Consider the following 25,759-nt stretch of genomic DNA (forward strand, 5'->3'; position numbering starts at 1 on the left):
GACACGGCCGATCGGACAAGGTGCACGGCGGGCAAGGCCCGCCCTATGGTTTCCGGGCTTGGGGCTGCTGTTGCGCCGCCCGCAGCCGTACCAGCAGGCTCTGCTCGGGATCGACTTCGGCGGACAAGGTGTTGATCGCCGCCTGCAGGCGCCTGCTTCCGGCGTCGTCGGCACCCGCGGCCCGTTCGGCGATGCCGAGCAGGCCGTTGGCCATCGCCGCTTCCGGATGGCTAACGCCCTCGTGCCGCTCGAACAGCTCGACCGCGGCCTTCAGTTCCTCACGCGCCGCCGCTGCCCGTGCCGCTTGCAGCAACAGGATTTGGCCAAGCATCTGATGGCCGCGCGCCAGTTCCAGCGGCGTGCCGGCGGCGATCCTGGCCAGCGCCTGACGCGCCACGGTTTCGGCGGCGGCCTGGATGCTGGCGTCCTCGGGCCGGTTGCTGGCGGCGATCAGCGCCTGCTGCAGTTCGGTGATCTGCACGGCGACGCTGGTCTCGCCGTACTTGCGGCGCAGGATGGTCAGCGCTTCGTCGATCATCACCGAGGCTTCCTGACCACGGCCGGTCTCGGCGTAGAGCAGCGCCAGAGTGCGCAGGCTCAGGCCGAGATAGGGATGGTCGGCAGCTTCCTTGCGGCGGATCGCCACCGCTTCGCCGAGCAGGCGCTCGGCTTCCGCGTATTTGCCGAGCCGGCGCAGGATCGCGCCAAGGTTGTGCGGCAGGCTGGAGTAGCGCAGCGCCTTCGGCTCACCGGCCGCCAGCGCCGCTTCGTAGCCGATGCGATGGATCGCTTCGGCTTCACGCCAGGCGCCGGCCCGATCCAGCGACACGCCGAGATCACCGCGCACTCTCGCCACTTCCGACGGCCGCGCCTTCGGGTCGTGCTCGAAGCGGGCGAGGGCCGTGCGGCGCAGGCGCACCGCCTCATCGAGCTTCCCGCGCGAAGCTTCGACGGCAGCGAGATCGTTCTGCAGATCGGCGACTTCGAGGCTGTCTGCGCCGTGCAGGCTGGCCAGGATGCGGATCGCTTCGAGCAGCAAGGGCGCGGCTTCGTCGTAGCGACCGCTGTCGATCAGGTTGTTGGCCAGGGCGTTGATGAAGCGGGCGCGGACTGCGCTGTCCGCGCCATATACCTGCTCGGACAAGGCGATCGAGCGTCGGCCGATCGCTTCGCTGGCCCGGTAATCGCCCAGACCTTGATAGGTGTTGACCAGGACTTCGTTGAGTGTCAGCTGCACGTCGGGCATCGCTGCCAGTTCGCGCTCGACCCGTTCGGCGCTGCCTTCGACGACGCTGCGCAGGGTCGGCTCGTGGCCGCCGTTCTCCCAGTTGTCCGAAGCGCTGAACAGGCTGACCAGAAAGCCTTGCACCGCTTCGGACTTGCGGGCTTCGAGCAGCGCGCGCTGCCATTGCCAAAGGCTCAGGCCGAGGCCGATGCTCAAGCTCAGCAGCACCGCCGCACCCAGGCTTGCCTGCAGGCGATTGCGGCGCAGCCACAGCCGGCTGCGATAGCGCCAGTCACCGGGCGCGGCCTGCAGCGGCCGGTGCGCCAGCCAGTTGTCGAGATCGGCGATCAAGGCGGTCATCGTCGGATAGCGGTCTTCCGGCGCTTTGCGCATCGCCTTGGCCAGCACCGCGTCCAGGCCGGTGCCGAGCTTGGCGGCGTCGATCGGCTGATCGCCCGGCTGCCAGCCAGCCGGACGCGCGCCGCCGATCATCCGGGACAAGCGCGGTGCTTCGACATGCAGCACCGCATGTTCGAGTGCGGCGCGGCCGGGCCGCTCGCCGCGCAGCGGTCGCTGGCCGGCCAGCAGCTCGAACAGCAGCACGGCGAGTGCATAGACATCGCAGGCGATGCCGGTCGCTTCACCGGCGATCTGCTCGGGTGCTGCGTAGTCCAGAGTCAGGCCGCGGCCGTGCAGGCGAGTCAGCGCGGTGCGTGGTTCGGTATGGCCGCTGCTGTCGTCATCGAGCATCGACGCGATGCCGAAATCGAGCAGCTTGACCTCGCCGGCGCGGGTGACCATCACGTTCGACGGCTTCAGATCGCGATGCACGACCAGCCGCGAATGCGCGTACTCGACGGCACGGCCGATGGCGATCGCCAGGCGCACGCGATCGGCGACGGTCGGCGCCTGCTCGCGCACGTGATCGATCAGGCTGCGGCCGTCGACGTACTCGAGCACCAGATACGGTTGGACTTGGGGCTGCTCGCCGATGATGCCGGCATCGAGCAGCCGGGCAATTCCCGGATGAGACAAGCGCGCCAGCAGATTGCGCTCGCGGGCGAAGCGGGCGCCGAGGCGGCGGGCATCGCTGCTGGTGGCGAGCAGCTTGATCGCCGCCTGGCCTTCGTAAAGGCGATCGGCGCGAGTGGCCAGCCAGACTTCGCCCATGCCGCCGGTGCCGAGGCAGCGGCTGACCTGCCAGGGGCCGAAGGACTGGCCGGGCTGTGCGGCGGGAACGTCCGCCGGGTCGTCACCCAGCGCGGCGTCGAGCATCTGCGGATAGGACGGCAGCCCGCGGCCGCTGATCGTGAACAGGCTGCCGGCGCCGGGCAGCGTGCTGCTGTGGTCCTCGTGACCGAGCAGGCGCTGCACCGCATCGGCGGCCGGCGGATCGCGCTCGCGCAGCGCTGCCAGCCAGGCGGGGCGCGCGGCTTCGTCGAGGTCCAGCGCTTCGTCGAGCAGGCTCGACCAGGCAGCCCATTGTTCGCGTTCGATCAAGACGCGTGCTGCTCCCTTGCAGGCCGGCGCCGATCGCGAGCCCTGTAACTGTCAGGACGCATTCGCGGCGCCGATCACGACAAGCATCACGGTGCCAGCAGCTCGGCGAGCAGCAGCCGCGCCTTCTTCAGCTCGCGGTCGACGGTGCGCGTCGACACCGCACGCGCTTCGGCGATCTCGGCAATGGTCATGCCGGCGAAGAAGTGCATCTCGACCGTCTGGCTCAGGGTTTCATCGAGCGCGCGCATCTGCTCGATCGCCGCGTCGAGCGCGGCCAGGTCCTGGCTGAGTCCGGCCTGGGCCGGCACGTCGTCTGCGTGCGACAGGGTCAGCATCTGCACATCGCCGCCGCGTTTCTCGGTGGCTCGGGCGCGCAGGTGATCGAGTACCACCGAACGCAGCGCGCGGCCGACATAAGCGAAAAACTGCAGCTTCTGATCACCGTGCAGGCCTTCACGCTCGGCCATGCGCAGGAAGCCTTCGTGGACCAGCGCCGTGGTGTCGAGCCCGGTGACGCCGCCGGCCTCGATCAGCCGCGCGCGGGCGATGCGGCGGATGTCCGGATAGAGCAGGGCGTAGATCTGCTGCACGGCGGCAGCATCGCCGGAGGAAGCAGCGCCGAGCAGTCGGGTGATGTCGCTCATGGCAGGCAACGATCGGGGGTCGGGACGGTGGGCGAAAGCGACCGCCAGGCGCGTTCCATCATCCTCCGCCGGTCACCACAGCGCTGCATGTTCCTCGACCACGCCGAAACCCGATACCCGGGCCTGCCCGACGCGCCCTTCGAAGCGGCCGAACGGTTGCGCGAAGCGGCTGGCCAGCCACAGCGCGTTCAGATGCTCGGCGCGCTGGCCGTCCGGCGTGAAGGTCACATCGACGATGCCGTCCTCGGTGCGGATGCGCCACGGCGCCATCAGCTGCGCCGGGTCGTAGTCGAACGTCGCCTGGGCCAGCGGAATCAGCTCGTCGCCGAGCCACAGCGCGTTTTCCAGGCCGTTCATGAAATGGGCGACGACATTGACGCCCAGCTTGCGGCCATCGTCGGTGAGGCCATCGAGGCTGGCCCAGTTCCACAGCGAGCTGCGCGGCGGATAGCCGAGCGTGAAATCGAGCGCGCCGCTGGCGGCCACGTCGATGGTCTTGCCATCGATGCCGAGACGCAGCGCCACCGGCAGCGCACACAGTTTCCAGGTGTGATGGAACGGCCGGCCCGGCGCGCTGCTGACGGCGCTCAGGCCATCGCCGCCGCGCGCCACGTCCATCGCCACGCTCATCTGCGGACCGTCGAAGCGGACTTGCCAACCATTGGGCCAGCCATCGGCATTCGGCGTGATCTGCCAGCGCTTGCCGCGCTGCGCCAGCTGCCAGGGCTGCCGCCAGTCCGGCGCGAAGTTCGCGGCGAATCCTAACGGCAGCGTCGCTTTCTCCTCGATCAGCCGCCGCTGTTCGCGGTCATAGACGTAGACGAAGGCGGTGGCGACCAGGCCGGCGTCGACGATCGCGTAGCCGACGCTCCAGCGCGCCGTGACTGCCGAGAAATACATCCAGCCCTTGCGTTGCAGCCGGCGCCGCGACAGCAGCCCATGGTCGCCATCCCAGGCCGCGGTCGACAGATCGGCGATGCTGCCGCGATAGCGGCCGGATGCGGCGGGTCTGCCAGCGCCGGCATCGAGCGCCGGCGGGGCGGGGTGCAGCGCGAGCATTGACGCAATCGGCGAGTTCATCAGGCGGGCGCGCAGGTCGATGGGCGGCCATTGTGCGTTGTCGGTCCGGTTCCAGGCGACATCGGCGCGCCCTTGTCAATCTTGGTTTGTCGACGCGCAGGCGCTATCGTCCGGCCCCGCTTCCCGTTCCGCTTCCGCCATACATGACTGCTGCCGACCGCGTTCACCGCGACATCCTCAACCTCATCGCCATCGAGATCGGCGCCCAGCCGCGCCAGGTGTCGGCGGCGGTCGATCTGCTCGATGAGGGCGCGACCGTGCCGTTCATCTCGCGCTATCGCAAGGAAGTCACCGGCGGGCTCGACGACACCCAGTTGCGCAAGCTCGAAGAGCGGCTCGGCTATCTGCGCGAGCTCGAGGATCGCCGCGCGGCGGTGCTCGATTCGATCCGCAGCCAGGGCAAGCTCGGCGAAGACCTGGAAGCGAAGATCAATGCCGCGACCACCAAGGCCGAGGTCGAGGATCTCTACCTGCCGTACAAGCCGAAGCGCCGCACCCGGGGCGAGATCGCCCGCGAGCGCGGCCTGGAGCCGCTGGCGGAGCTGATCCTCAAGGATCGCAGCGTGGTGCCGAGCGTCGTCGCGCTGCCGTTCGTGCAGGGCGAAGTCACCGACGTGAAGATCGCCCTCGATGGCGCCCGCGACATCCTCACCGAGCGTTTCGCCGAAGACGCCGCGCTGCTCGGCCAGCTTCGTACCTATCTGCGCGAACGCGGCGAGCTGCGCGCCAAGCTGATCGAAGGCAAGGCCGAGGCCGGCGCCAAGTTCAGCGATTACTTCGATCACCACGAGCCGCTGGCCAAGGTCGCCGGCCACCGTGCGCTGGCGATGATGCGCGGCCGCAACGAGGAATTCCTCAGCATCGATATCGAAGTCGATGCCGATGATGTGTCGCCCTACAAGCCGATCGAGAAGATGATCGCGGCCTCGAAGGACATCCGCATCGACGGTGGCGAAGCCGATGCCTGGCTGATGTCGGTGGCGCGCTGGACCTGGCGGGTGAAGCTGTCGATGAGCCTGTCGGTCGATCTGATGACCGAGCTGCGCACCCGCGCCGAAGCCGAAGCGATCGAAGTGTTCGCGCGCAATCTGAAGGCGCTGCTGCTGGCCGCACCGGCCGGCGCCAAGACCACGCTCGGCCTCGATCCGGGCATTCGCACCGGCTGCAAGATCGCGGTGATCGATGCCACCGGCAAGCTGCTCGATACCGCCACGGTCTACCCGTTCCAGCCGCGCAACGACACTCGCGGCGCGCAGGCCGAGATCGCCCGGCTGTGCAAGCTGCACAGCGTCGAGCTGATCGCCATCGGCAACGGCACCGGCAGCCGCGAGACCGAGAAGCTGGTCGCCGAGCTGCTGCCGCTGCTGCCCGAGCCGCGGCCGCTGAAAGTGGTGGTCAGCGAGGCCGGTGCCTCGGTCTATTCGGCTTCCGAATTGGCGGCCAACGAATTCCCGAATCTCGATGTGACCCTGCGCGGCGCGGTGTCGATCGCCCGCCGTCTGCAGGACCCGTTGGCCGAGTTGGTGAAGATCGATCCGAAGTCGATCGGTGTCGGCCAGTACCAGCACGATGTCGATCAGTTCCGGCTCGCCAAGCAGCTCGATGCGGTGGTCGAGGATGCGGTGAACGCCGTCGGTGTCGACTTGAACACGGCTTCCGCGCCGCTGCTGGCGCGCGTCTCCGGCCTGAGCCGTTCGATGGCCGAAGGCATCGTCTTCCATCGCGACAGCCACGGCGCCTTCAAGTCGCGCAAGGCGCTGCTGACCGTGTCACGCCTGGGCCCGAAAACCTTCGAGCAGTGCGCCGGCTTCCTGCGCATTCGCGATGGCGAGGAGCCGCTCGATGCATCGTCCGTGCATCCGGAAGCCTACGAAGTGGCGCGCCAGATCGTCAGCGCCTGCGGACGCGATCTGCGTGAAGTGATGGGTGACAGCGCGGCCTTGAAGAAGGTCGACCCGAAGCAGTTCATCAGCGAGCACTTCGGCCTGCCGACGGTGCGCGACATCATCAGCGAGCTGGAAAAGCCGGGCCGCGATCCGCGCCCCGAGTTCAAGACCGCGACCTTCGCCGACGGCATCAACGAAGTCGTCGACCTGAAGCCGGGGATGATCCTCGAAGGCACGGTGACCAATGTCGCGGCCTTCGGCGCCTTCGTCGACATCGGCGTTCATCAGGACGGGCTGGTGCACGTCTCGCAGCTGTCCGATCGCTTCATCAAGGATCCGCACGAGGTGGTCAAGGCCGGCCAGATCGTCAAGGTGCGGGTCGTCGATGTCGATGTGAAGCGTGGCCGCATCGCGCTGTCGATGAAGAAGGACGATGGCTCGGCGGCGCCGGTGTCCGGTGCCCGTGGCGCCGAGCGCGCGCCGGACCGGCGCAGCACCCAGCCGCAGCGCGGCGCGCAGAAGTCCTCACCACAGCTGGGTTCGCTGGGTAGTGCCTTGGCGGATGCGCTGAAGAAGCGCTGACCTTTTCAACTCCCTCCCCCGCGTTGCGGGGGGGCGGCAGCGTGTGCGCTTTCGGAAGTGCCTCGGATGGCACTTCCGAGCGCGCTGACGACGGGCGGTAGTCCGAGGAAGGGGCGTTTGACGGTGGCGCGGAATTCAACCGCCCCCATCCCAGCCTTCCCCCGCAAGCGGGGGAAGGAGTTGTCACTTAGGGCATTGGATCCAGCAGCCCGGTCATCAGATGCCGCGAGGCATGCAGGTTGTGCTGCACGCCGTCGACGACGATGCAGAACGCCGCGTCCATGACGTTCAGCAGCGGATAGACGCCGAGCGCGGCGACGAAGAACACGCTGCCTTCCGGGTTGTAGCCGTTGAAGAAATAGCGATCGTAGAAATTGCGGTCGGTACCGGCGTAGGCAATCGGCTCGGCGGTCTGGTGAATCGGTTAATCGTCGCCCTTGGTCAGTATGGCGGGTCTCGGCTCAGCGGATCAGGGACAGCGAACCGAGATCGATCATCTGCTGCGCATGGCGGTTGATCATCGTGCTGAGCATCTGGTCGCCGCGTTCGGTCGGCGTGGTGATCGCCGCACCGACCACGCCCATGATCAGGCCGTGTGGTGCCAGCAGGCGGTAGTCGTGCCAGCAGCGCTCCCAGCTGTAATCGCTGACGCCGCGAGCGAGCAGGGCACTGTGGTAGCGGCGCGCCAGGGTTTCCTCGACTGGCCGGCGCACCGCGGGCAGCAGGCCGGCGCCGATGAAGTAGCTGGCGTCGAGCACACCGGGGCCGGCCATCAGGGTCTGCCAGTCCAGTGCGGCGACCGGCGTCTTGCCGCCACGGGCGTCGAACAACATGTTGTCGAGCCGGTAGTCGTGATGAACGATGGTGAACGGCGCGGTCTGCATCGCGAACCAGGGCACGATGTTGGCGGCGAACTGGTCAAGGATCGCCGCCACGCCGGGTTCGAGCAGGGCGGCGAAACGCGGCTTGACCATCTCCACCGCCGGCGGGAACTGGCTGCAGTACATGCCGACCATCAAGTCGCGGCTCATCCAGGCTTGCGACAGCGTGGCCTGATCACCCCACAGCGGTGCCTGCATCGCCGCCACTGCGTCCATTGCTGCTTCGGCATCGGCCAGGCTGCAACCGGTCAGCTGATCGCCGCCGCGGGCAGGGGCGAGGTCTTCGAACAGCAGGCAGAAGGTGGTCTTGTCGGCGGCGATGTCGGCGAACAGGGCCGTGGCCACGACGGCGCCGAGGCGTGGCGCGACCAGTTGATAGAAGCGCGTCTCGCGCTCGTACAGGCCGAGGGCCTGACCTGAGGCGCGGCTGGCTTCGCCGGCGGCGGCCATCTTGGCGACCAGGGTGGTCGGCGCGCCAGCCTCGGCGCGGTCGTAGCGGAGGGCGATGCGCAGATTGGCTCCCATCATGCCGTTGCCGACCGGGGTGCTGCTGGCTTCGACCACGCGTGCCGTGCCGATCCGGCCGCTGGCGCGCAGCACCGTGGTCAGCCATTCGGGCGTAAGTCCCTGCGGACCATCGATCAGGGGATGGCCTGCGGCCGGGTCATGGCGCAGCGGGGCGGTCAGGGTGGTCATGCGCTCTCCTCACGATTATTGATGTTTTGCCCGGCATGTCGATGCTGCCAGGTCAAAGATTGACACTGTAAAATATACAGCGTTAAATAACGGTATGGCACGCGCACAATTGAGTCAAGAGCAGATCGACGTGATGCGTCAGCGGCTGGTGCTGCTGGCGCTCGACATCTATCGCCGCGAGGGCATCGACGCCATCTCGCTGCGCCGCCTCGCCGAGATGGCCGGCATCAGCCACACGCTGCCGTATCGCTATTTCGAGTCCAAGGAAGCCTTGCTGGTGGCGCTGCGTACCGAGTGCACGCAGGCCTTCGATCGCCATGTGCACGAGCAGGAGCACGCCAAGGCGCCGCCGCTGGAGCGCATCCGCTCCGTGGCCGAGGCCTACATCGATTACGTGCGCCGCTGGCCGACCGACTACCTGCTGATCTTCGCTGCGCACCCGACGCCGCTGACCCAGTACCCGGACCTGCTGGCCGCGCGCCAGCGGGTGGTGGAGCACGGCGTCGAAGTGGCGCGGTCGGCGATCGACGCCGGCCTGCTGCATGGCGACGCCCGCCAGGTCGCCCATCTGTTCTGGATGTCGCTGCATGGTCTGATGACCCTGCACGTCGCCGGCCAGCTGGTGCATGGCTGCAGCCTGGAAGATCTGCTGGAGCCGCTGATCGAATCGATGATCGGCGTCAAGGCGCAAGCTGCTCCAGCGGTCGCTCCAGTTGCCGCAAGTGCACGCCGCCGACCGGACCCGAACCGGCCGCCGCGCGTTCCGCCCAGCGATGTCCTGATCGCGCCCCGGCGTCGACGTCCCGGGCCGCGCGGCTGAACCGTTCCAGATCCGCTTACTCGCGAGTTCCCCATGAGCACTGCCCCCGTTTCGCTGACCAGCCTGAGCCCTGAGCAGAAGGCCGAATTCAATCGCCTGACTCGCGCGCCCGATGTCGCCTGGCCCACCGTCGCGCTGTGGGTGCTGGTGGTTGGTGTCTACCTGTCCAGCTACGTGCTGGCCGGTATCGGCATCATCCCGCTGTGGTGGGGCATGGTCATCAACAGCGTGATCGGCTACTTCGCGTTCTCGATCGTCCACGACTCCATTCACCGGGCGATCTCGACCAACGCCAGGCTCAATGACTTCATCGGCCAGACCACGGTCTGGCTCGGCGCGCCCTATGTCGATCTGAAGCTGTTCCGCTGGGGCCATATCCTGCATCACCGTTTCACCGGCGGCCCGCGCGATCCGGACCAGATCCTGCACGGCCCGAGCTGGAGTCTGCCGTTGCGCTGGATCGCAATCGATCTGCTCTATCTGATCCACTCCATTCGCTATGGCGACAAGATCTCGAAGCCCTACCTGCGCCGTTCGCTGTGGCTGACTGCAGGCACCGCCGTGGTTTTCGGCGCGCTGATCGCCAACGGTTATTTCTGGCATCTGCTGATGCTCTGGCTGGTGCCGTCGCGAATGATCTTCCTGACCCTCGGCTTCAGCTTCTTCTGGCTGCCGCATGTGCCGCACGACGTGCGCCAGGACGAGAACCTGACCAAGGCCACGGCGATCCGCCTCGGCCACGAAAGTTTCATGACGCCGGCGCTGCAGTACCAGAACTTCCACCTGATCCATCACCTGTATCCGACCACGCCGTTCTACAACAACGTCCGCGTCTGGCAGTTGCTGGAACCGGCGCTGCGCCAGCGCGATCTGGCGATCCAGTACGGCTTCGCGATCCGGCCGACGATTCATCCGGCGCCGGGTTCGGCGCAGGCCGCCTGAGCCACGTCCAACGAAAAGCTGAGGAGAACCGATGAGCACAGCCAACCGCCGCTATCGCTGCCGCTACTGCTCGCACGTCTATGACGAAGCCCTCGGCGATGCCGATGCCGGCATCGCGCCCGGCACCCGCTTCGAGGACATTCCGGACGACTGGATGTGCCCGGAATGCGGCGCCGCCAAGGGTGATTACGACTTGATCGAGGGCTGATGGGCTGTGGCCGTTGTCCGGCCGGTCGAAATGTGGTCCGCTTGCGCCATCCAGTCCACGCCGGCCCGCGCAGCGATGAGCGACATCACCCAGCTGATCGAAAGCCAGAATCGCGAGGTCGGCGTCGACAGCGCCGCGCTGTTCCGCGCCGCGTTCGACGAGCTTCGCAAGCTGGCGCGCTCGCGGCTGGCGGCTTCCGCGCCGCTGACCCTGCTCGACACCACCGCCCTGGTCCACGAAAGCTGGCTGCGCCTGTCCGGCCAGCAGACCCTGCAGGTGGAAACCCGGCGCAAGTTCTTCGCCTATGCCTCGCAGGTGATGCGCACGGTGATCGTCGACGAGATCCGTGTACGCAATGCCGAACGCCGCGGCAGCGGCGAGCAGGCGCTGACCCTGAACACCGCGATCGGCGATGGTGTGGCGGCCGACAACGATGAAGCGCTGCAGGTGCATGAAGCGCTGGAGGCGCTGGCCCAGGTCGAGCCGCGTCTGGCCCAGGTGGTCGAGATGCGCTACTTCGGCGGGCTCACCGAAGTCGAGATCGGCGAAGCGCTGGGCCTGACCGAACGCACCGTGCGCCGTGATTGGGAGAAGGCCCGGCTGCTGCTGGCGGCGATGCTGCGCTGAGCATCCAGCCCGCAGCGTCGGCGATGTCCGTTTCGGCGCGCCGATTGCGTTTGCCTGAATGATGAAAGCCCTGCCTTGTCCCCCCGAGTTATGGCCCCGCTTCTCGGCGTTGCTCGATACCGCGCTGGAACTGGACACGGCTGCCCGTCGCGCCTGGCTGGACACCCTGCCGGCCGACGATGCGGCATTGCAGCCCTGGCTGGTCGCGGTACTGCAGGCCGATGGTCTGCAGGCCACCGGTGCGGCGTTCGAGCGGCCGATGTCGATGGTCGAGACAGCCCCGGCGTTCGTTGCGGGTGATCGGATCGGACCCTGGCTGCTGATCAGGCCGCTCGGTTCCGGCGGCATGGGCCAGGTCTGGCTGGCGCGCCGTGACGATGGCGCCTACCAGCGCGAAGTGGCGCTGAAGCTGCCGCATGCGCACCTGATCAGCGGCGCGCTGCAGCGCCGCTTCGCACGCGAGCGCAACGTGCTTGCTGGCCTGGTCCATCCAAACATCGCGCGTTTCTACGATGCCGGGCTTGGCGAGCAGGGCCAGCCCTGGCTGGCACTTGAGTTCGTCGATGGCGAGCCGCTGGGCGTCTATTGCCAGGCACAAGCGCTGGACCTCAAGGCGCGGATCGAACTGATCCTGCAGGTGACGGCAGCGGTGCAGGCCGCGCATTCGCGGCTGATCGTCCATCGCGATCTGAAGCCGGCCAATGTGCTGGTCACGGCGGCCGGGCAGGTCAAGCTGCTCGATTTCGGCATCGCCAAGCTGCTCGACGACGAGGCTGAAGACGGCACCGCGCTGACCCAGCTCGGCGGCCGCATCGCCACGCCGGACTACGCAGCACCCGAGCAGCTCGCCGACGGTGCGATCACCGTCGCCACCGATGTCTACGCGCTCGGCGTGATGCTCTACGAGCTGCTCACCAGCCAGCGCCCGTTTGCGCCGCGGTCCAGAGTCGGCCAGCTGCTGGCTCAGGATCTGGAAGCGCCGCCGGCATCGAGCCGCGTCGATCGCCAGCAGCGCAGCGCTTTGATCGGCGATCTCGACGCCATTCTCGCCAAGGCGCTGGAGCCGGACCCGACGCGGCGCTACGCCTCGATGGAAAGCTTCGCGGCCGATCTGGTGCGCCATCTCGCCCACCAGCCGATCAGTGCGCGGCGTATCAGCCGCCGACAACGCGCGGGCAAGTTCCTGCGCCGCAATCGTCGCGGTGTCGCCGTCGGTGGGCTGCTGCTGGCGAGCCTGGCGGTGGGTATCGGCGGCGTGCTCTGGCAGGCGCAGCGCACCGCGGAGCAGGCCCGCCGTGCCGACGCCACCAAGGACTTCCTGGTCAGCCTGTTCATCGCCAACGATCCGCGCATCGCGTCCGACAAGCCGCGCGGCGAGATCACTGCGCGCGAGCTGCTGGAACTCGGCGCCGATAGAGTCGAACGCGAGTTCGCCGATGATCCGCTGACCCAGGTGGAGCTGTACGGCGTGATCACCGACATGGTTCTGCTTTACGACAACGACGCGCGCAGCGCAGCGATGCAGAGCCGTCGCGAAGCGATGGGCCGCGCGCTGTACGGCGAAACCCACGCGATCTATCTGCGATGGCTGCTGTTCGACGCCAGCCGCTACGTCAACCGCAGCGAGTTCGAGGCCGCCGATGCGCTGCTCGCACGCATCGACCCGCTGCTCACCCGTGGCGGCCACGACGAGAGCGAGCTGCGCGCCGCCTGGTGGATCAGCAAGGAGGCGGTGCTGACCTATCGCGAAGGCAGCGCCGCTGAACGCCGCCACGCGCTCGACGAAGCGGTGCGGCTGCTGGAGAAGTACGCGCCCACCCATGCCGACTACGGCACCGCCATCGCCAACCGCGCCACCAACGCCTATCACGACGAGGACTACGCGACCGCCAAGGCCGACACCCTGCGCGCCATCGAGATCCACGGCGGCGTCAAGGACACCAACGATCTGCAGCTGGCCGCCTACTGGGGCAACCTCGGCAATGCCTGCCTGCAGCTTGGTCAGGCGGCTGAAGCCGATCAGGCCTACGCACGCGCCACCGAACTGCTGCGCCGCACCGGCGCACTCGACGATGGCTGGTACTGGCGCATGGAGGCCAGCCACGCTCGCGCCGTGCATCTCGCTGGCGATACCGCACGCGCCGACGCCATGTTCGCCGCACTGATGCCGCTGATCCCCGCGGACTGGAGCGAGTACCCGGACGATGCCTTCGCCCATCGGCTCTACGGCGAACGCCTGCTCGCCGAAGGCCGGCCGGCAGACGCCGCGCGCTGGCTCGAACAGGCCGATCGCGAGTACCGCAAGCCCGGCAGCTATCCGCCGGAGCAGCCCACGGTGCAACTGCTGCTCGGTCTCGCCTACGCGCAACTGGGCCGCGCCGATCAGGCCCGTCCTGCGCTCGACGCGGCGCATGCGTTCTTCTCGGCAGAGGCGCTCGCCGGTCGTGCCGATACGCTGGCCTATTACGAACTGCGTGGCCGGGCCTGGCTGGCACTGAAAGACCGGGAGCAGGCCGCTGCTGCCTTCGATCAGGTGATCGACAAGGCCGGTAGTCGCCAGACCGAAGCCGTCGCGCTGGCCTGGGCGGGCCGCGCCAGTCTGCTGCTGCAGGCGGGTGCTGTGGCGGACGCACGCAAGGCCAGCGATCAGGCACAGGCGCTATGGTCGCGAGCCACCGGCCTGCGTGATCGGAACCTGCAGGCCTCTATGGACCGGTTGCGCAGCGAGGTGGCAGCGGCACGCTGAACCCGGCCGTCAGCGGCCTCGGTTCCCTGAAGGAACGATGTCCGGTTTGGGCGCGCGGTTGCGTTTGCAGGGGTGAGCCATCACGCCCGGAAGCCCACGCCATGACCTTTGCCCGCATCCTGCCGATCGCCGTCGTCCTCGCCCTGCTGGCGGGCTGCGATGGCGCTGCGCCGGGAACCCCCGCACCGCCACCACCACCACCGGCCGGCAATCGCGCGCCGGTCGCGCAGTTCGCAGCGCCCGCCACGGTGATCGCCGGCCAGCCGCTGGCGTTCGACGGCAGCGCGTCCAGCGATCCGGATGGCGATGCGCTCAGCCTGCACTGGGATTTCGGTGACGGCCTGCGCGGCGGTGGCGGGCGTCTGGCGCACGTGTTCGACAGCGCCGGCAGCTACCCGGTGACGCTGACCGCGACCGATCCCGCGGGCGCCAGCGGCAGCCTCAGCCACACGATCACCGTCGCGCCGGCGCCGGGGCCGGCACGGACGCAGGCGGTCAGCGGCCGGGTCACCGCACTCGATGGCAGCGCGCTGGCCGAGGTCGGCGTGCGCGCCGGCGCTACCACCGGCGTCACCGACGGCGACGGCCGGCTGTCGCTGGCGCTGGGCATCGGCGTGCCGCAAACCCTGCGCTTCAGCCGCAGCGGCTATGTCGACCAGGTCCAGACCCTGAACTTCCCCGAAGGCAGTGGCGAAGACACCAGCTTCGTCGTGGCGATGCGTGCCGGCGAGCCGGCGCAGACCTTGGCCGATGCCGCGGCCGGCGGCGTGCTGAGCGGCCGCGACGGCGTCCGCATCCAGTTGCCGCCGGCCGCGCTGGTCACCGCCGCCGGGGTTCCGGTCAGCGGTGCGGTGGACATCACGATGACGCCGATCGACATCACCTTGCCCAATGCTGGCGGCTTCCCCGGCCAGTTCGCCGGGATCGATGCCAATGCCGTCGTCCAGCCGATCGTCAGCTACGGCACTACCGATTTCGTGCTCAGCCAAGGCGGCCAGCGGCTGCAGCTGGCGCCCGGCAAGCCGGCGGAAATCCTGCTGCCGCTGTACGCCACGCAGCGGCTTGGCGGCGCTGTGATCGCGGTCGGCGAGCGCCTGCCGCTGTGGTCGCTGAGCGAAACCTCCGGGCTCTGGGTGCAGGAAGGCGAGGGTGAAGTGGTGGCCGCCGCCGCTGCGCCCACCGGCATGGCGCTGCGCGCGACGGTGTCGCACTTCTCGCCGTGGAATGCCGACATTCCCTTCGTGCTGCGCAGTCCCGGTGTGCGCGGCCGCTGTGTCTACGACGACGACATCGGCGTGCCGGGGGCACGTGATCATTTTGCCACTGCCGTGCTCTGCAACTGGCTGGCCGAGATGGACCGCGGCATCCCGCCCCAGGGTGCAGCACGAGGCGCGCCGGCCCACGCACCGGCCCGCTTCGGCAGCCAGGCGGAACCGCCGCCACCGCCGCTGCCCGGCTTCTCGGCCTACGGTGCGGTGCCGGTCGGCGGCGACGTCCTTGCACTGCCGGCCAATGCGCCGATCCGCTTCACCGTCACCGCCCTGAACGGTAGTTTCACCGGCAGCGCCACGCTCGCTGCCGGCAGTACCGAAAGCGAAGTGGTGGTGAAGATGCGGCCGCTGGAAACCGGCGGCGGCGATGGCGAGGCGATCACCCTGCCGTTCGAGGCCGAACGTCGCTTCGAAGCCGGTGAAACGCAGAGCTTCCGTCTTGAAGGGCAGGGCTTCCGCTGGCTGCGCGTCACCGTGACGCCGACCGGCAGCGGCGCTCCGGTGCAGGGCGAGCTCCGCGTGTTCCGGGGCCTGTTGCCGGTGGCCGGCGGCAATCTGCAAGCCGGTTTGACCGTGCTGCTGGCGGCGAACGGCGAGCACCGCGTGGAACTGCTGCCGACCGGCGACACGCCGACGACGGCGCGCCTGCGTATCGAACTGCTCGGCAGCGATCAGGCCGAAACGCTGCCGCTGCCGCTGGACTTGAACCGCAGCCAGCCGGAACTGACGGTATTGCGCACCAGCTTCAACGTCGAAGCGGCGCGCACGCTGCACTTCGGCCTGCGCGAAAACCGCGTGCACTATCGTTTGCGCGAGCCCGACGGCAGCGAGGTCTTCAACTTCCCGGCCGATGGCAATGCCAGCAGCTTCAGCTTCCTGCAGCGCTCGCTGCCGGCCAGCATCGGCACTTACGTGCTGGAAGCCGCCAGCATCGATGGCCTGACCTGGCCGCTCAATCTGTCCGCCGAACTCAGCCACTGGCTGCCGCAGGGCGCGGTGCTCGACGGTTACAAGCTGCTGGACCTGGTCGCCGACCGTGCCGGTCAGCCGGTGCTGCTGCTGTCGCGCGACTACAGCGAAGGCGGCAGCGCGCGGCAGGCGCTGGTGCTGCGCCGCTGGAGCGGCAGCGAGTGGCTCGAAGCCGCCGGCGAACTCACCGGCATCGTGCCGCGCAACTGCGGCTTCAGCGGCGCCAATGCCGCCAGCCTGGCCTTCGACAGCAGCAACCGGCCGCTGCTGGCCTACACCGAAGCGCTCGGCAGCGCCGGTATCCGGACCGTGGTGCAGCGCTACTCGGGCAGCGCCTGGCAGACGCTGGGGCCTGACCAGGGCGTGCTTGGCCAGAACCCTGGCCGAGCCTCCTGCACGACCGCCCGCGTGCTGATCCGCGTCGATGGCGACGATCGCCCGCTGGTGGCGCTGCGCAGCGCGCAGTCGGACTTCCAGTTCGAAGTCAGGCGTTACGACGGCAGCGCCTGGACCGGGATAGCGGCGCCGTTGGCCGCATCCGATCCATTCGACGGCGAGCAGTTCGACCTGCAGCTGGCGCCGGACGGCCAGGCCTACGTCGCCAGCAGCCAGCGTTCGACAGCCGAGGCGGCGCGCGTGTTGCGCTACGTGGCTGGGCCAGGGCCGCAGTCGGGGCCGGGCGCCTGGCAGGCCGTCGGTCCCGATCAGGGCCGTTTGCCGGCACCGGCGGGCCAGGGTGCGGAGTACGACCCTTTGCTGCGCTTCACGGCCAGCGGTCAGCCGATCGTGGCCGGCGGCAATCGCCAGTCGGTGGCGGTGTTTCGTTACGACGGCAGCCAGTGGACGGCCGGTGCCGCCGCCGGCATTCCGGTCAACGGCTCGCTGCAGCCGGAAATCGCTTTCGCGATGCTGGGCGACGAGGCCACGCTGGGCTGGGCCCGGGTAGCCTCGGTCAACGGCCGCTTCACCAACACGCCGCTGGTACAAGCCAGCGACGCCGCTGACCGCTACCGCCCATTCGGTGCCGATGACGGCGCGGTCGTGCCGTTCTCGCCCGGCAATCGGGCCAGTGGCTACGTGCCCGACAGCGGCCGCCAGCAGCGCCTGCTGAATATCGGCGGCGTGCTGTACCAGGCGATCGAGGCCTCCTCCATGGACGGCAGCACCTCGCGCAACCGCGTCTCGCTGCTGCGGCTGACGCCATGAGCCAGACAGCATCACCAACGACGATGTCCGGTTTGGGCGGCGCGCTGCGTTTGCTCGGGTACAACCCCTGTGACGGAGCCGCGCCGATGAACCTGATCCCTGCCGTGCAAGCTGCCGCGCTTGCCCTCGCTGCCACCCTGACCCTGTCCGGGACCCTGGCCGGCTGTGCCAGCACGGCCCCGGCGCAGGCCGACCGCAGTGCCAGCCACCAGGCGCTGACCAAGCTGCCACGCAAGAGCCCCGAGCAGCGCGTGGCGGTGGCGATCTACGAGGTCACCAGCAATCTGCAGGAACTGCCGCCGCGCGGCGCCACCGAGCAGTTCAAGACGGCGCTGGTCAAGAGTGGCCAGTTCAGAGTCGTCGAGCGTGCCCAGCTCGATCGCGGTGTGGTCCGCGAGAAGCAGATGAACGCCGCCGGCCAGACCAGCGGCAATAGCGCGCAACAGCAGTTGCGCGGCGCCGAGTACATCTTCCAGGCCGAGATCACCGAGCTGAACGGCGGCGCCGGTACCAGCAGCAATGGCATCAACATCGGCGGCTTCCAGCTCGGCGGCGCCAGCAACCAGGATGAGCTGGGGCTCGATGTCAGCATCGTCGATGCCGCCACCGGCGATGTCGTCGACGCGATCAATGTGCGCAAGACGCTCGGCGGGTCGGCGATCAGCGTCGGCGGCCTCGGCGCGCTGGTCAATCGGGTGATGGCCGAGAACGGCAAATCCACCTCGCCGTACATGCCGGAAGTCCAGCACCAGTCGACCCGCAAGGACAGCTTCGATGCCGCATTGCGCGAAGCGATCGAGGAAAGCGTGCGCCAGCTGCTGCTGCGCTTCGACAGCAGCGTCGCCCAGGCCGGCGGTTGAGGACGCCGGCATGCGCGCTTCCTTGATGCTCCTCGCCGCGTTCATGGCCTTGCCCGCTGCTGCCCAGTCGGGCTACGGCAGTGCCGATCCTTACGGCTCGTATGACGCTTATGGCCAGCCCTCGTATGGACAATCTCCGTACGGGCAGGGTGGCGTCGCCGCACCATCGACGATTCCCAATCAGGGCCCGAGCACCGCCGTGGTGCCGGATGTGCAGCCGCCGGCGGCGCTGACGCCGAAGCGCAAGCGGCAAGCCACGCCGGCAGCGTCGGGCATCGATTGGGGCGGCGCTGGCGGCGCCGTCTACAACACTTATCCCGATCCCTATCCGGACGCCGCGCCGCCGGCGCCGAGATGAAGCGCCGCACGCCTTGGGCCATCGGCCTGCTGCTGGCGGTGTCGGCGCAGGCCATGCCGCCTGCGGAAGTACCACAGCCGATGGCGCCTTCGACCCTGCCGCCGCTGGTCTTCGCGTCACCCTATGGCCTGCAGGGGTTCCGCGATGACTTCGATCGTCGTCAACGAGCGCCGGCCTGTCCGCCGCGCGAGCCGTCTGCGGCAGCCGCCGATCGCACGATCGACTGGTGCGCGCTGGCGCCGTACCAGCCTCGCTACGAGCCACAGACGGCGATGCCGCCCTGGCGCGGTGGCTGGTGGTGAGGCTGGCGCTGCACGGCCTGCGGCTGCTGCTGGCTGCGGCGCTGCTGCTGCAGCTCCTGCAGCTGGGCTTGGCGCTGCGCTATCTGTCCGCCGATGCTTGGGCGATCAGCGCGCAGCTGCTGCCGGCGCTGCTGATCAAGCTGCTGCTGATCGGCTTCAACCTCGGCCTGTTCTGCTGGCTGCACAGAAAACTCGCGCGCTGATGTCCGCTTCTCGCGATCGATTGCGTTTGCTCCTGCAAGTACCCCGGAGCAAATCGATGAACCAGCCCATCCACCCGCTGCTCGCTGCCTGTTTCCTGTCCTTGTCCGCGACGACGGCCCTCGCGCAGCCAGCGCCGTCGACCATCCCCGGCCAGCGCAATGCAGGCGCCACACAGTCGCCAGCTACTGTGCAGTCCTGGAACCGCGCACCGAGCCAGACTTCCGTGCGCAACGCTGACAGCCAGCAGCCACAGCAGGCTCCGGACTGGGGCGCGCCGCCATCGTCGATGAGCGCACCGATGGTCCAGCCGCAGATACAACGTCGAGTTCTGCCGAAAGTGGCAACGCAGGACAGCGCTGTAACCAGCGCCGGCCAGGGCATCTTCGAACTGCTCAGTGCTGCGCCGGACACGCCGGTGCAGAGTGGCGGCCGCACGGTTCCCGCAGCCGAAGCGCAGCGCGCGCTGCTGGCGCCGGTGATCGAAGGCGCAGGCCGCGCGCAGCCACAGCGTCTGGCGATCCGGACGACCCAGGCGGACACGGTGATGCGCGGCAATCAGGCCTTGCGCGCGCAGTACCTGAAGCTGACGCCAGACAACATCGACAGCATCGGCAGCAGCGCCGATGGCAATGCCCGCGATCAGACCGTGCGCGGCAACGCTCAACTGCAGAGCCGTCGATCCTTCGCTGGCGTGGCGCCCATCGCGGTACAGCGCAACGGCGGCGATTCGATCCGCAGAGTGTCGCCAGGCGCAGGTGCAACGGCTGCGATCCGCTACCGCGATGATCCTGCAGCCTGGTGCAAGGCGTTCGGCGATACGCCAAGAATCAGCCGCCTGCTCGCCGATGGCGACCGGCTGACGCCGGATGGCGAGTTCATCCTGCGCGGCAGCTGTTTCGGCCGGGCGCGCGGCAGCGTGCAGATCACCTTGCCGGCGCCGGTCGGCACGCTGACCCTGACGCCGCTGGAATGGCAGGACGACAAGCTGCTGGCCAAGCTGCCGGCGGACATCAGTGGCCTGGCGATCGGCGAAGCGCGGGTGACCGTGCTGCGCAACGATCAGGTGCTGTCGCAGATCCGGCCGGCGCGCTTCGAGCCGAGCTGGGTCGAGCAGGACATTCCGTCGCGAATGATCGCGCTGCGTGACTGCGCCGCGCCCGGTCTGTGTTCGGCTTTCGACGGCGGTGCGTCGGCCGTGCCACCGCCAACCCTGGCCATGCTGCTGCTGCCGTGGACCACGCAGCCGGTGCTGCTGGGCGCTGCCGCCATCCATCTTTCCGACCAACTGGTCGCCGGCCGCGACGTGTTCCAGGTGCAGTTGCCGGAATGGGCGCGGGTGTCCGGCTCGGCGGAATGGATCGAGCGTCAGCACACCGGGCTGAGCAGCATCAGCGTCAATGTCGGTGGCGATCTTCATGACCTCACCCGCGCGCCCGGTGAACGTCCGGCGGCCACGGTGACGGTGGACTGGCGAATGAACCAGCCGGTGACCACGGTCAGGCGCGAGATCGGTTTCCATCTGCTGACCGGGCCTTATGCGCAAGTCGAGATTTCCCAGTACGGCTACTGCAATTACTCGTTGAACCTGAAGGCGCTGGTGCCGCGCGGGATGAGCCTGTGAGCCGGCCCTTGCTGCCGCGCGGCCTGTGCGTGCTGGTGCTGGGCTTCAGTGCCAGTGCCGGTGCGCAAACCCAGGAGCCTCCGAACTGGAATCTGACGGCGCCCGCCACCACGACCCAGGCGCCGCCGATGCAGCGCCGCCAGCTGCCCCGCATGCAGCAGCCGATGCCACCCGAGCCGGCTGCGATCGATAGCCATGAAGTTCAGGCATCGCAGGTGCCGGACGGCTACCAGGCGCTGCGCGTGCCGCCAGGCCCGGCGGTTTCCGCGGCGGATCACGACCGGCGCATGGAAAGCCAGCTGCCGGAAGGCAGCATGCCGGAGCAGCAACAGATCGCGATCCTGCGCAAGCGGGTCGCCGAGCTGATCCGGCAGATGGACGACCTGCAGGTGCGCATGCGGGTCAGCGAGCAGTTGATGGCCACTCATCGCCACGGCTACAGCGTGCCGAACATGGGCTTCATCAGCGGCAAGTCGTACAGCCACTGGCTGAAGCGCGCCGACGAGGCCAACACGCTGGTTCCCTTCTTCAGCGGCAGCAGCCGAGACGGCACCACCACGCCGTCGGTGATGCCGAAGTAGTGCCGCCGTTCACGGCGCGCACCGCGCCGATGTCCGGTTTCGGCCCGCCGCCACGTTCGCTGTCATGAACACCACCGGAGCTGATCCCATGAAAAAAGCTTTCTGCCTGCTGGCGCTGACGGCCGTTGCCGCCGCAGCACCCGCGCAAGCCTTCGACGCCACCTGCGAGCTATACGTGAAGGCCGCCGAGAAAACCGCCGAGCAGCCGGCGCGCCAGACCATCAGCGAGTCCGACGGCATCCGGCTGGAAGCGATCATCGTCGACGGCGTGATGTACAGCCGCGATTCACCGACAGCCAAATGGCGCAAGGCGCACAGCGGCTTCGGCGCGATCGAACGCAGCATGGTCGCCGACATCCGCAAGGGCAGCAGCAAGATCGACAACTGCCGGAAGCTCGGCAGCGAAACCGTCGACGGCGTCGCCACCACGGTGGTCGAATACCGGCTGACCATTCCCGGCGCGGAGCCGGGCACCAGCAAGGCCTACATCGGCCAGGACGGCCTGATCTACGCGCAGGCCGCCGGCAAGGTGCGCATCGTCAACCGCTACAGCGGCGTGACCGTGCCGAAGCTCTGAGCATGAACGCCATGCATCGCAGCTTGTTCGTGCTGTTGCCGTTGCTCGTGCTCTCTGCTTGCGGCAAGGAGTCGCCCGCCGCCGACGCTTCCGCCTGGCCTTCGTTCGAGCAGGCGCAGGCGCAGCCACCTGCAGAAAGCCCGTTGCCGGCCGCCTGCAGCCTGCTGTCCGCCGAACAGGCCAGCACCGTGCTCGGCAGCGAAGCCAGCCTGATGACCGAGGAACCGGAGGCCTGCATGTACGGCAGCTCGGCCGGGGTCGGCAATATCACCATGCTGACGCTGATCGTCGGCGATAACGAAGACCTCGCCATGGCGCAGGCGGTGTTCAACGGCATCGCCGGCCAGCCGGGCAATCTCGCCGGCACGGTCAACAGCCGGATCGGCGAGAAGACCAAAAAGTCGGGCCAGGATCTCGATGCGCTCGGCGACGAGGCCTGGCTGTCGGCCGCCAGCTTCGGTGCAAGCTTCGGTTCGCACCAGGTCGGCGCCCAGCAACTGGTGCTGCGCAAGGGCACGCGGGTGCTGACGCTCAACGTTACCGGCACCGACAAGCTTCAAGGTCTGGCGCAGCGCCTGGAAACGCTGGCGCGCAGCGCGGTGGCACAGCTGTGATCGTGCGCGCCGCACTGTTCGGTCTCGCCTTGCTGCCTGGCGTGTGCACGGCGGGCGTGCCGTTGGTCGAGGGCCTGACCGTGACCACGGCCATTGCCGGTCCCGCCGGCGATTACGAGTCGCGCAAACGCCTGGCCGGCCGCGAGGGCGATGGCTGGCGGCTGCGCTATTCGGCCAGCGTGCCCGGCGACGCCGGCAGGCCGCGCTCGATCGACAGCGAACGCCTGCTGCACGACGCCGACCTGCTCGCCGCGCACACCTATCGCAGCCGCTTCGAAGCCGACACCGACGAGGACTATCCCGGCACCACCGCGCTTGGCGCGTCCGTGCAGGTGCTGGCCGAGCTGAAAGCCGCCGGCAAGAGCCGCTTTGCGCTGGTCGGCGAAGACCACTGGATGGCGGATGCGCTGGCGGCCATGCCGGGCGCACAGGAATCAGCGATCGGCTTGGCGGCGGCGCTGATGGCCAATCCCGGCGCCAGCTACAAGGGCGAGCTGGCGCGGCGCTCCGCGGGCACGCTGTCGGTGCTGGTCAATGGCCAGATTTCGAGCCTGCCGGTGATCGTTGCCGGTGGTCGCTTCACCGCCAAAAGCGGGCAGACGCTGGATGCCGAGCTGAGCTTGCTCGACGACGCGAACAACCCGATCACGCTGCAGTGGCGCATCGGTACGGCCAGCTTGCGCGTGGTGCGCATCGACTTCCCGGTGCCGGACAACAAGCAACTGGGCGAGACGCTGAAGGCGAAGAAGCGCGTCACCCTGCCGGGCCTGTTCTTCGATTTCGGCAGCGCCATGCTCAAGCCGGAATCCGCCGCTGCGGTGCGGACGATCGCCGAGGCTGCGGGTGAAGCGCCCGGCACTCTGACGCTCGAGGGCCACACCGACATTGTCGGCGACACAGCGAAGAATCTCGCCTTGTCCCGCGCGCGGGCCGAGTCGGTGCGCGCAGCCTTGATCAGCATCAACCCCGAACTCGCCGCGCGCCTGAGCGCGCAGGGCTACGGCGCTACGCGGCCGCAGGCGGCCAACACCACGCTGGAAGGCCGCGCGCAGAACCGGCGAGTCGAGCTGGTGGCGCAGTGACTCTCTTCCCCCCCGGAAACTGAAATGACCTCCATTCGTACTGCTTCCTTTGTGGTCTGCGTCGCCCTGCTGTCTAGCGCTTCGTGGACGGCTACCGGTGCCGAACAAGCCGACCTGAAAGCCCTGCCACCGACTCCGAAGTCAAGCGCCAGGATGGTCTTTGGCGCGGACGGTGTGCCGGTGCCAGCGTCGCAGATGCCTCAGGTACCGCGCCGCGTTCAGGTCTTCGACGAAAAAGGCGAAGTACAAACACGCCCTGAGACGATGGATGAAAGGATCGCCGCGCTCGAGGCCCGCGTCGCCGCTATCGAAAGCGGGATGCTGAAGGCGCCACTGACTGTGCTGGGTGCCGGCGGCAAGCCGATCCTGCGGCTGTCGGCCGACGGCACACTGCTGCTGGGCAGCGACAACGCCAACCTCGTGGCGCTGATTGCCAACCCCGGCTCGCCGGCGCGCGTAGGCGTGCAGAACCGCGAGGCGATCGTGCAGATGTCCGCCGGCAACGGTAAGGCCACCGTCGAAGTGTTCAACGGCGAACCCAATAACGTGACGCTGGTGGCGTCGGCCACCGACCTGGGTGTGGTGGTGGAGAAGAACGGCCAGCCCGCAGCGGGCCTGGGCGCTGTGCCCGGCAAGGGCGTGGCACTGCGGCTCTACGACAAGGGCGGCAAGCAGGTCGCCGCGGCGGGCGAAAATCCGGCGACACCGGGGGCGGGCATCGTCACCGTCGGCAATGGCGCCAAGAATTCGGCGGCGCTCGCAGCCAACAGCGACGGCTCTGGCGTCGTCCACGCCTTCGCCAGCGACGGCACGGTGGGCTCCGGCCTGATCGGCGCCGATCGCATGGTCGCCGCCTACAACAAGAGCGGCGCCGCGGTGGTGACCATCGGCAAGAGCGAGAATTCCGAGGGCGGCAATGTCACCAGCCGCGATCCGACCGGTGACGGCGTGTTCCGCGCCGGCTTCAATAGCGCGGTCGGCGGCGGTGACGCCTGCGTGTTCCGGGCCAAGAAGCAGCAGACCTATTGCCTGGGGCTCGGCGTGCCCGGCGTCGGCGTCGTCGGCCGCTAGCGTGCTGAGTGGCCGGCCGGTGCATCGTCTGATCCTGCTGTGGACCTGCACGCTTCCGCTGGCCGTCCTCGCGTTCCAGCTCGGCATGCGCTTCTGGCTGCTGCAGGCCGGTGAGCCGGTGGTCGGCATGGTGACGGTGGCGCAGGACAGTTGCGTGACGCGCCATCGCGCCAACTGTTTTCTCGGCCGCGCGGTGGTCGATCCGCGCATGGAATCTCACCGATTCAAGAGCACGCGGCTTCCTGGCGGTCGCTTCTATCGAGTCGGCGAGGAATTGCCGATGCGCGTCCACCCGGCGCAGCGCCTGTATCTGGCCCAGGTCTATGACCCGCTCAGCTGGCTGCTCGGCCCGGTGCGCACGGCCGCCTGTCTGTTGCTGCTGCTGTTCGCAGCGGCGATGCCGGCCGGGCGCAGGGCGTTGTGGGTGTTGCCAACTTGCCTGGTGCTGTTCCTGTCGCTGGGCTGAGCCATGTCCGGTTTCGGCAGCGGCTTGCGTTGGGGTAGATGACCCCGCGTCACTTTTCCTTCGGAGACTGTCGATGAACCCTGCAATTCGATTTCAGTTTGGCTCCATGGCGCTGCTGCTTGCTTCAAACGCCTCTGCACAGGACCACAGGATCCAGCGCCAGCAAAAAGCGCCGACAGTGGCTGCATCGCCGTCAGCCGTGCCGCTGGCAGCTCAATCACAGTCCACCGCGCAGGACCGGTACCAGCAGCGCGCCGGCATCGTCATCGAGATGACGCCATCGCCCCAGCGCAAGGGGGTTGCCCAACCGCGCCGCTAGCTAGCCGTTCACTTGATGTAATGAACGGCTAGGGGGTGCACCCAGGCTACGCGCCATCAGTCTTCGCGCAAGTTGATCCGAAGCGGCACCGCGCGGGTCAGGCTGTGGCCGACCGGCGAGCTGCCCACCACCTTCTGGTGCAAGGCCTGCAACTGTTCGCGCGGAGCATCCGACTTGAGTTCCACCGAGACACGGATCGCCTCGTAACCGGCATTGCCGCCGGTCACCAGCCCGAGAAAGGCATGCAGATCGATGTCGCCCTCCAGCCGGATGCGCAGGGATTCCAGCGTGATCCCCTGCAGTCGCGCATTCGCTGCATACCCCACCGCAAGACAGTTGCCGAGCGCGCCCAGCAACTGCTCCACCGGATTCGGCGCCGTGTTGCTGCCCCCCAGCGCCAGGGGCTCATCCGAAGGCAGCG

At 68.3% G+C, this 25,759-nt stretch carries 24 protein-coding genes and 1 pseudogene; 19 read left to right on the top strand and 6 right to left on the bottom strand.

The genetic code is table 11. The features are described from left to right. Window positions 1–43 precede the first annotated feature (43 nt). The 3 genes from Q0D45_RS05375 to Q0D45_RS05385 all read right to left on the bottom strand — a co-directional run bounded on the left by Q0D45_RS05375 (window position 44) and on the right by Q0D45_RS05385 (window position 4,449). Entirely contained in the window at window positions 44–2,725 is a 2,682-nt protein-coding gene (locus Q0D45_RS05375; protein WP_293389513.1) for a serine/threonine-protein kinase, read from the bottom strand. Window positions 2,726–2,811: 86 nt separating this feature from the next. After that, on the bottom strand, window positions 2,812–3,369 hold the full coding sequence (locus Q0D45_RS05380) for an ECF-type sigma factor (RefSeq protein WP_293389516.1): 558 nt from the start codon (window positions 3,367–3,369) through the stop codon (window positions 2,812–2,814). Window positions 3,370–3,441: 72 nt separating this feature from the next. Beyond that, window positions 3,442–4,449 (bottom strand): DUF2804 domain-containing protein, encoded by a 1,008-nt coding sequence (locus Q0D45_RS05385; RefSeq protein WP_293389519.1) that lies wholly within the window; start codon window positions 4,447–4,449, stop codon window positions 3,442–3,444. A gap of 143 nt (window positions 4,450–4,592) precedes the next feature. Here Q0D45_RS05385 and Q0D45_RS05390 point away from each other — a divergent pair, with 143 nt between their 5' ends. Beyond that, on the top strand, window positions 4,593–6,917 hold the full coding sequence (locus Q0D45_RS05390) for a Tex family protein (RefSeq protein WP_293389522.1): 2,325 nt from the start codon (window positions 4,593–4,595) through the stop codon (window positions 6,915–6,917). A gap of 217 nt (window positions 6,918–7,134) precedes the next feature. Here the strand turns inward: Q0D45_RS05390 and Q0D45_RS21590 are convergent. Together Q0D45_RS21590 and Q0D45_RS05400 are read right to left on the bottom strand one after the other, a co-directional pair. Then, window positions 7,135–7,338 (bottom strand): annotated as a pseudogene (locus tag Q0D45_RS21590) (hypothetical protein); the annotation flags it as partial. A 40-nt stretch (window positions 7,339–7,378) separates the two neighbouring features. Next, on the bottom strand, window positions 7,379–8,494 hold the full coding sequence (locus Q0D45_RS05400) for a phosphotransferase (protein ID WP_293389528.1): 1,116 nt from the start codon (window positions 8,492–8,494) through the stop codon (window positions 7,379–7,381). Window positions 8,495–8,603: 109 nt separating this feature from the next. Here Q0D45_RS05400 and Q0D45_RS05405 point away from each other — a divergent pair, with 109 nt between their 5' ends. The 18 genes from Q0D45_RS05405 (at window position 8,604) to Q0D45_RS05490 (ending at window position 25,338) form a co-directional block, all read left to right on the top strand. Further along, entirely contained in the window at window positions 8,604–9,314 is a 711-nt protein-coding gene (locus Q0D45_RS05405) for a TetR/AcrR family transcriptional regulator (RefSeq protein WP_293389531.1), read from the top strand. A gap of 33 nt (window positions 9,315–9,347) precedes the next feature. Then, complete coding sequence (locus Q0D45_RS05410; RefSeq protein ID WP_293389534.1) at window positions 9,348–10,256, top strand: fatty acid desaturase; 909 nt, start codon at window positions 9,348–9,350, stop codon at window positions 10,254–10,256. A gap of 31 nt (window positions 10,257–10,287) precedes the next feature. Next, window positions 10,288–10,464, top strand: a complete 177-nt coding sequence (locus Q0D45_RS05415) for a rubredoxin (RefSeq protein ID WP_273455013.1) — start codon at window positions 10,288–10,290, stop codon at window positions 10,462–10,464. A 75-nt stretch (window positions 10,465–10,539) separates the two neighbouring features. Then, entirely contained in the window at window positions 10,540–11,091 is a 552-nt protein-coding gene (locus Q0D45_RS05420) for an ECF-type sigma factor (protein WP_293389545.1), read from the top strand. A gap of 58 nt (window positions 11,092–11,149) precedes the next feature. Beyond that, complete coding sequence (locus Q0D45_RS05425) at window positions 11,150–13,837, top strand: serine/threonine-protein kinase (RefSeq protein ID WP_293389548.1); 2,688 nt, start codon at window positions 11,150–11,152, stop codon at window positions 13,835–13,837. A 101-nt stretch (window positions 13,838–13,938) separates the two neighbouring features. Continuing rightward, window positions 13,939–17,283, top strand: coding sequence for a PKD domain-containing protein (locus Q0D45_RS05430; protein ID WP_293389550.1), 3,345 nt, complete (start codon window positions 13,939–13,941; stop codon window positions 17,281–17,283). An 86-nt stretch (window positions 17,284–17,369) separates the two neighbouring features. Continuing rightward, on the top strand, window positions 17,370–18,143 hold the full coding sequence (locus Q0D45_RS05435) for a CsgG/HfaB family protein (protein ID WP_293389551.1): 774 nt from the start codon (window positions 17,370–17,372) through the stop codon (window positions 18,141–18,143). 10 nt (window positions 18,144–18,153) lie between these two features. Next, on the top strand, window positions 18,154–18,501 hold the full coding sequence (locus Q0D45_RS05440; protein ID WP_293389553.1) for a hypothetical protein: 348 nt from the start codon (window positions 18,154–18,156) through the stop codon (window positions 18,499–18,501). Then, a complete protein-coding gene (locus Q0D45_RS05445; protein ID WP_293389555.1) occupies window positions 18,498–18,803 on the top strand; it encodes a hypothetical protein in 306 nt (101 codons plus the stop codon). Before Q0D45_RS05440 ends, Q0D45_RS05445 begins: the two co-directional genes overlap by 4 nt. After that, on the top strand, window positions 18,800–19,006 hold the full coding sequence (locus Q0D45_RS05450) for a hypothetical protein (protein ID WP_293389557.1): 207 nt from the start codon (window positions 18,800–18,802) through the stop codon (window positions 19,004–19,006). The genes Q0D45_RS05445 and Q0D45_RS05450 overlap by 4 nt, the downstream gene beginning before the upstream one ends. Window positions 19,007–19,062: 56 nt before the next feature. After that, complete coding sequence (locus Q0D45_RS05455; protein WP_293389559.1) at window positions 19,063–20,628, top strand: hypothetical protein; 1,566 nt, start codon at window positions 19,063–19,065, stop codon at window positions 20,626–20,628. Beyond that, window positions 20,625–21,209: a hypothetical protein gene (locus tag Q0D45_RS05460; protein ID WP_293389561.1), complete on the top strand. Its 585-nt coding sequence runs from the start codon at window positions 20,625–20,627 to the stop codon at window positions 21,207–21,209. The genes Q0D45_RS05455 and Q0D45_RS05460 overlap by 4 nt, the downstream gene beginning before the upstream one ends. An 88-nt stretch (window positions 21,210–21,297) precedes the next feature. Then, the gene (locus Q0D45_RS05465) at window positions 21,298–21,786 is read left to right on the top strand and encodes a hypothetical protein (protein ID WP_293389564.1); all 489 of its coding nucleotides are present in this window, start codon (window positions 21,298–21,300) and stop codon (window positions 21,784–21,786) included. Between the two features lie 2 nt (window positions 21,787–21,788). Further along, window positions 21,789–22,400 (top strand): hypothetical protein, encoded by a 612-nt coding sequence (locus tag Q0D45_RS05470; RefSeq protein WP_293389567.1) that lies wholly within the window; start codon window positions 21,789–21,791, stop codon window positions 22,398–22,400. A gap of 2 nt (window positions 22,401–22,402) precedes the next feature. Next, complete coding sequence (locus Q0D45_RS05475; protein ID WP_293389570.1) at window positions 22,403–23,482, top strand: OmpA family protein; 1,080 nt, start codon at window positions 22,403–22,405, stop codon at window positions 23,480–23,482. Between the two features lie 264 nt (window positions 23,483–23,746). Then, window positions 23,747–24,553, top strand: a complete 807-nt coding sequence (locus tag Q0D45_RS05480) for a hypothetical protein (RefSeq protein WP_293389573.1) — start codon at window positions 23,747–23,749, stop codon at window positions 24,551–24,553. A gap of 19 nt (window positions 24,554–24,572) precedes the next feature. Continuing rightward, a complete protein-coding gene (locus Q0D45_RS05485) occupies window positions 24,573–25,019 on the top strand; it encodes a hypothetical protein (protein ID WP_293389576.1) in 447 nt (148 codons plus the stop codon). A gap of 73 nt (window positions 25,020–25,092) precedes the next feature. Next, a complete protein-coding gene (locus tag Q0D45_RS05490; protein ID WP_293389579.1) occupies window positions 25,093–25,338 on the top strand; it encodes a hypothetical protein in 246 nt (81 codons plus the stop codon). A 56-nt stretch (window positions 25,339–25,394) separates the two neighbouring features. On the opposite strand, the gene Q0D45_RS05495 is transcribed toward Q0D45_RS05490, so the two are convergent. Beyond that, the coding region (locus Q0D45_RS05495) for an OsmC family protein (protein WP_293389582.1) at window positions 25,395–25,759 on the bottom strand (365 nt) is incomplete at its 5' end.

The sequence above is a fragment of the Nevskia sp. genome (assembly GCF_023266035.1).
Lineage (GTDB): Bacteria > Pseudomonadota > Gammaproteobacteria > Nevskiales > Nevskiaceae > Nevskia.

What these genes read in the sequence shown, in the direction of transcription:
- Q0D45_RS05390 (WP_293389522.1), top strand. Translation starts at nt 4,593, where the DNA reads ATGACTGCTGCCGACCGCGTTCACCGCGACATCCTCAACCTCATCGCC.
- Q0D45_RS05455 (WP_293389559.1), top strand. Translation starts at nt 19,063, where the DNA reads ATGAACCAGCCCATCCACCCGCTGCTCGCTGCCTGTTTCCTGTCCTTG.
- Q0D45_RS05445 (WP_293389555.1), top strand. Translation starts at nt 18,498, where the DNA reads ATGAAGCGCCGCACGCCTTGGGCCATCGGCCTGCTGCTGGCGGTGTCG.
- Q0D45_RS05410 (WP_293389534.1), top strand. Translation starts at nt 9,348, where the DNA reads ATGAGCACTGCCCCCGTTTCGCTGACCAGCCTGAGCCCTGAGCAGAAG.
- Q0D45_RS05380 (WP_293389516.1), bottom strand. Translation starts at nt 3,369, where the DNA reads ATGAGCGACATCACCCGACTGCTCGGCGCTGCTTCCTCCGGCGATGCT.
- Q0D45_RS05430 (WP_293389550.1), top strand. Translation starts at nt 13,939, where the DNA reads ATGACCTTTGCCCGCATCCTGCCGATCGCCGTCGTCCTCGCCCTGCTG.
- Q0D45_RS05435 (WP_293389551.1), top strand. Translation starts at nt 17,370, where the DNA reads ATGAACCTGATCCCTGCCGTGCAAGCTGCCGCGCTTGCCCTCGCTGCC.
- Q0D45_RS05425 (WP_293389548.1), top strand. Translation starts at nt 11,150, where the DNA reads ATGATGAAAGCCCTGCCTTGTCCCCCCGAGTTATGGCCCCGCTTCTCG.
- Q0D45_RS05400 (WP_293389528.1), bottom strand. Translation starts at nt 8,494, where the DNA reads ATGACCACCCTGACCGCCCCGCTGCGCCATGACCCGGCCGCAGGCCAT.
- Q0D45_RS05490 (WP_293389579.1), top strand. Translation starts at nt 25,093, where the DNA reads ATGAACCCTGCAATTCGATTTCAGTTTGGCTCCATGGCGCTGCTGCTT.
- Q0D45_RS05385 (WP_293389519.1), bottom strand. Translation starts at nt 4,449, where the DNA reads ATGAACTCGCCGATTGCGTCAATGCTCGCGCTGCACCCCGCCCCGCCG.
- Q0D45_RS05420 (WP_293389545.1), top strand. Translation starts at nt 10,540, where the DNA reads ATGAGCGACATCACCCAGCTGATCGAAAGCCAGAATCGCGAGGTCGGC.
- Q0D45_RS05480 (WP_293389573.1), top strand. Translation starts at nt 23,747, where the DNA reads ATGGATGAAAGGATCGCCGCGCTCGAGGCCCGCGTCGCCGCTATCGAA.
- Q0D45_RS05415 (WP_273455013.1), top strand. Translation starts at nt 10,288, where the DNA reads ATGAGCACAGCCAACCGCCGCTATCGCTGCCGCTACTGCTCGCACGTC.
- Q0D45_RS05470 (WP_293389567.1), top strand. Translation starts at nt 21,789, where the DNA reads ATGAACGCCATGCATCGCAGCTTGTTCGTGCTGTTGCCGTTGCTCGTG.
- Q0D45_RS05465 (WP_293389564.1), top strand. Translation starts at nt 21,298, where the DNA reads ATGAAAAAAGCTTTCTGCCTGCTGGCGCTGACGGCCGTTGCCGCCGCA.
- Q0D45_RS05440 (WP_293389553.1), top strand. Translation starts at nt 18,154, where the DNA reads ATGCGCGCTTCCTTGATGCTCCTCGCCGCGTTCATGGCCTTGCCCGCT.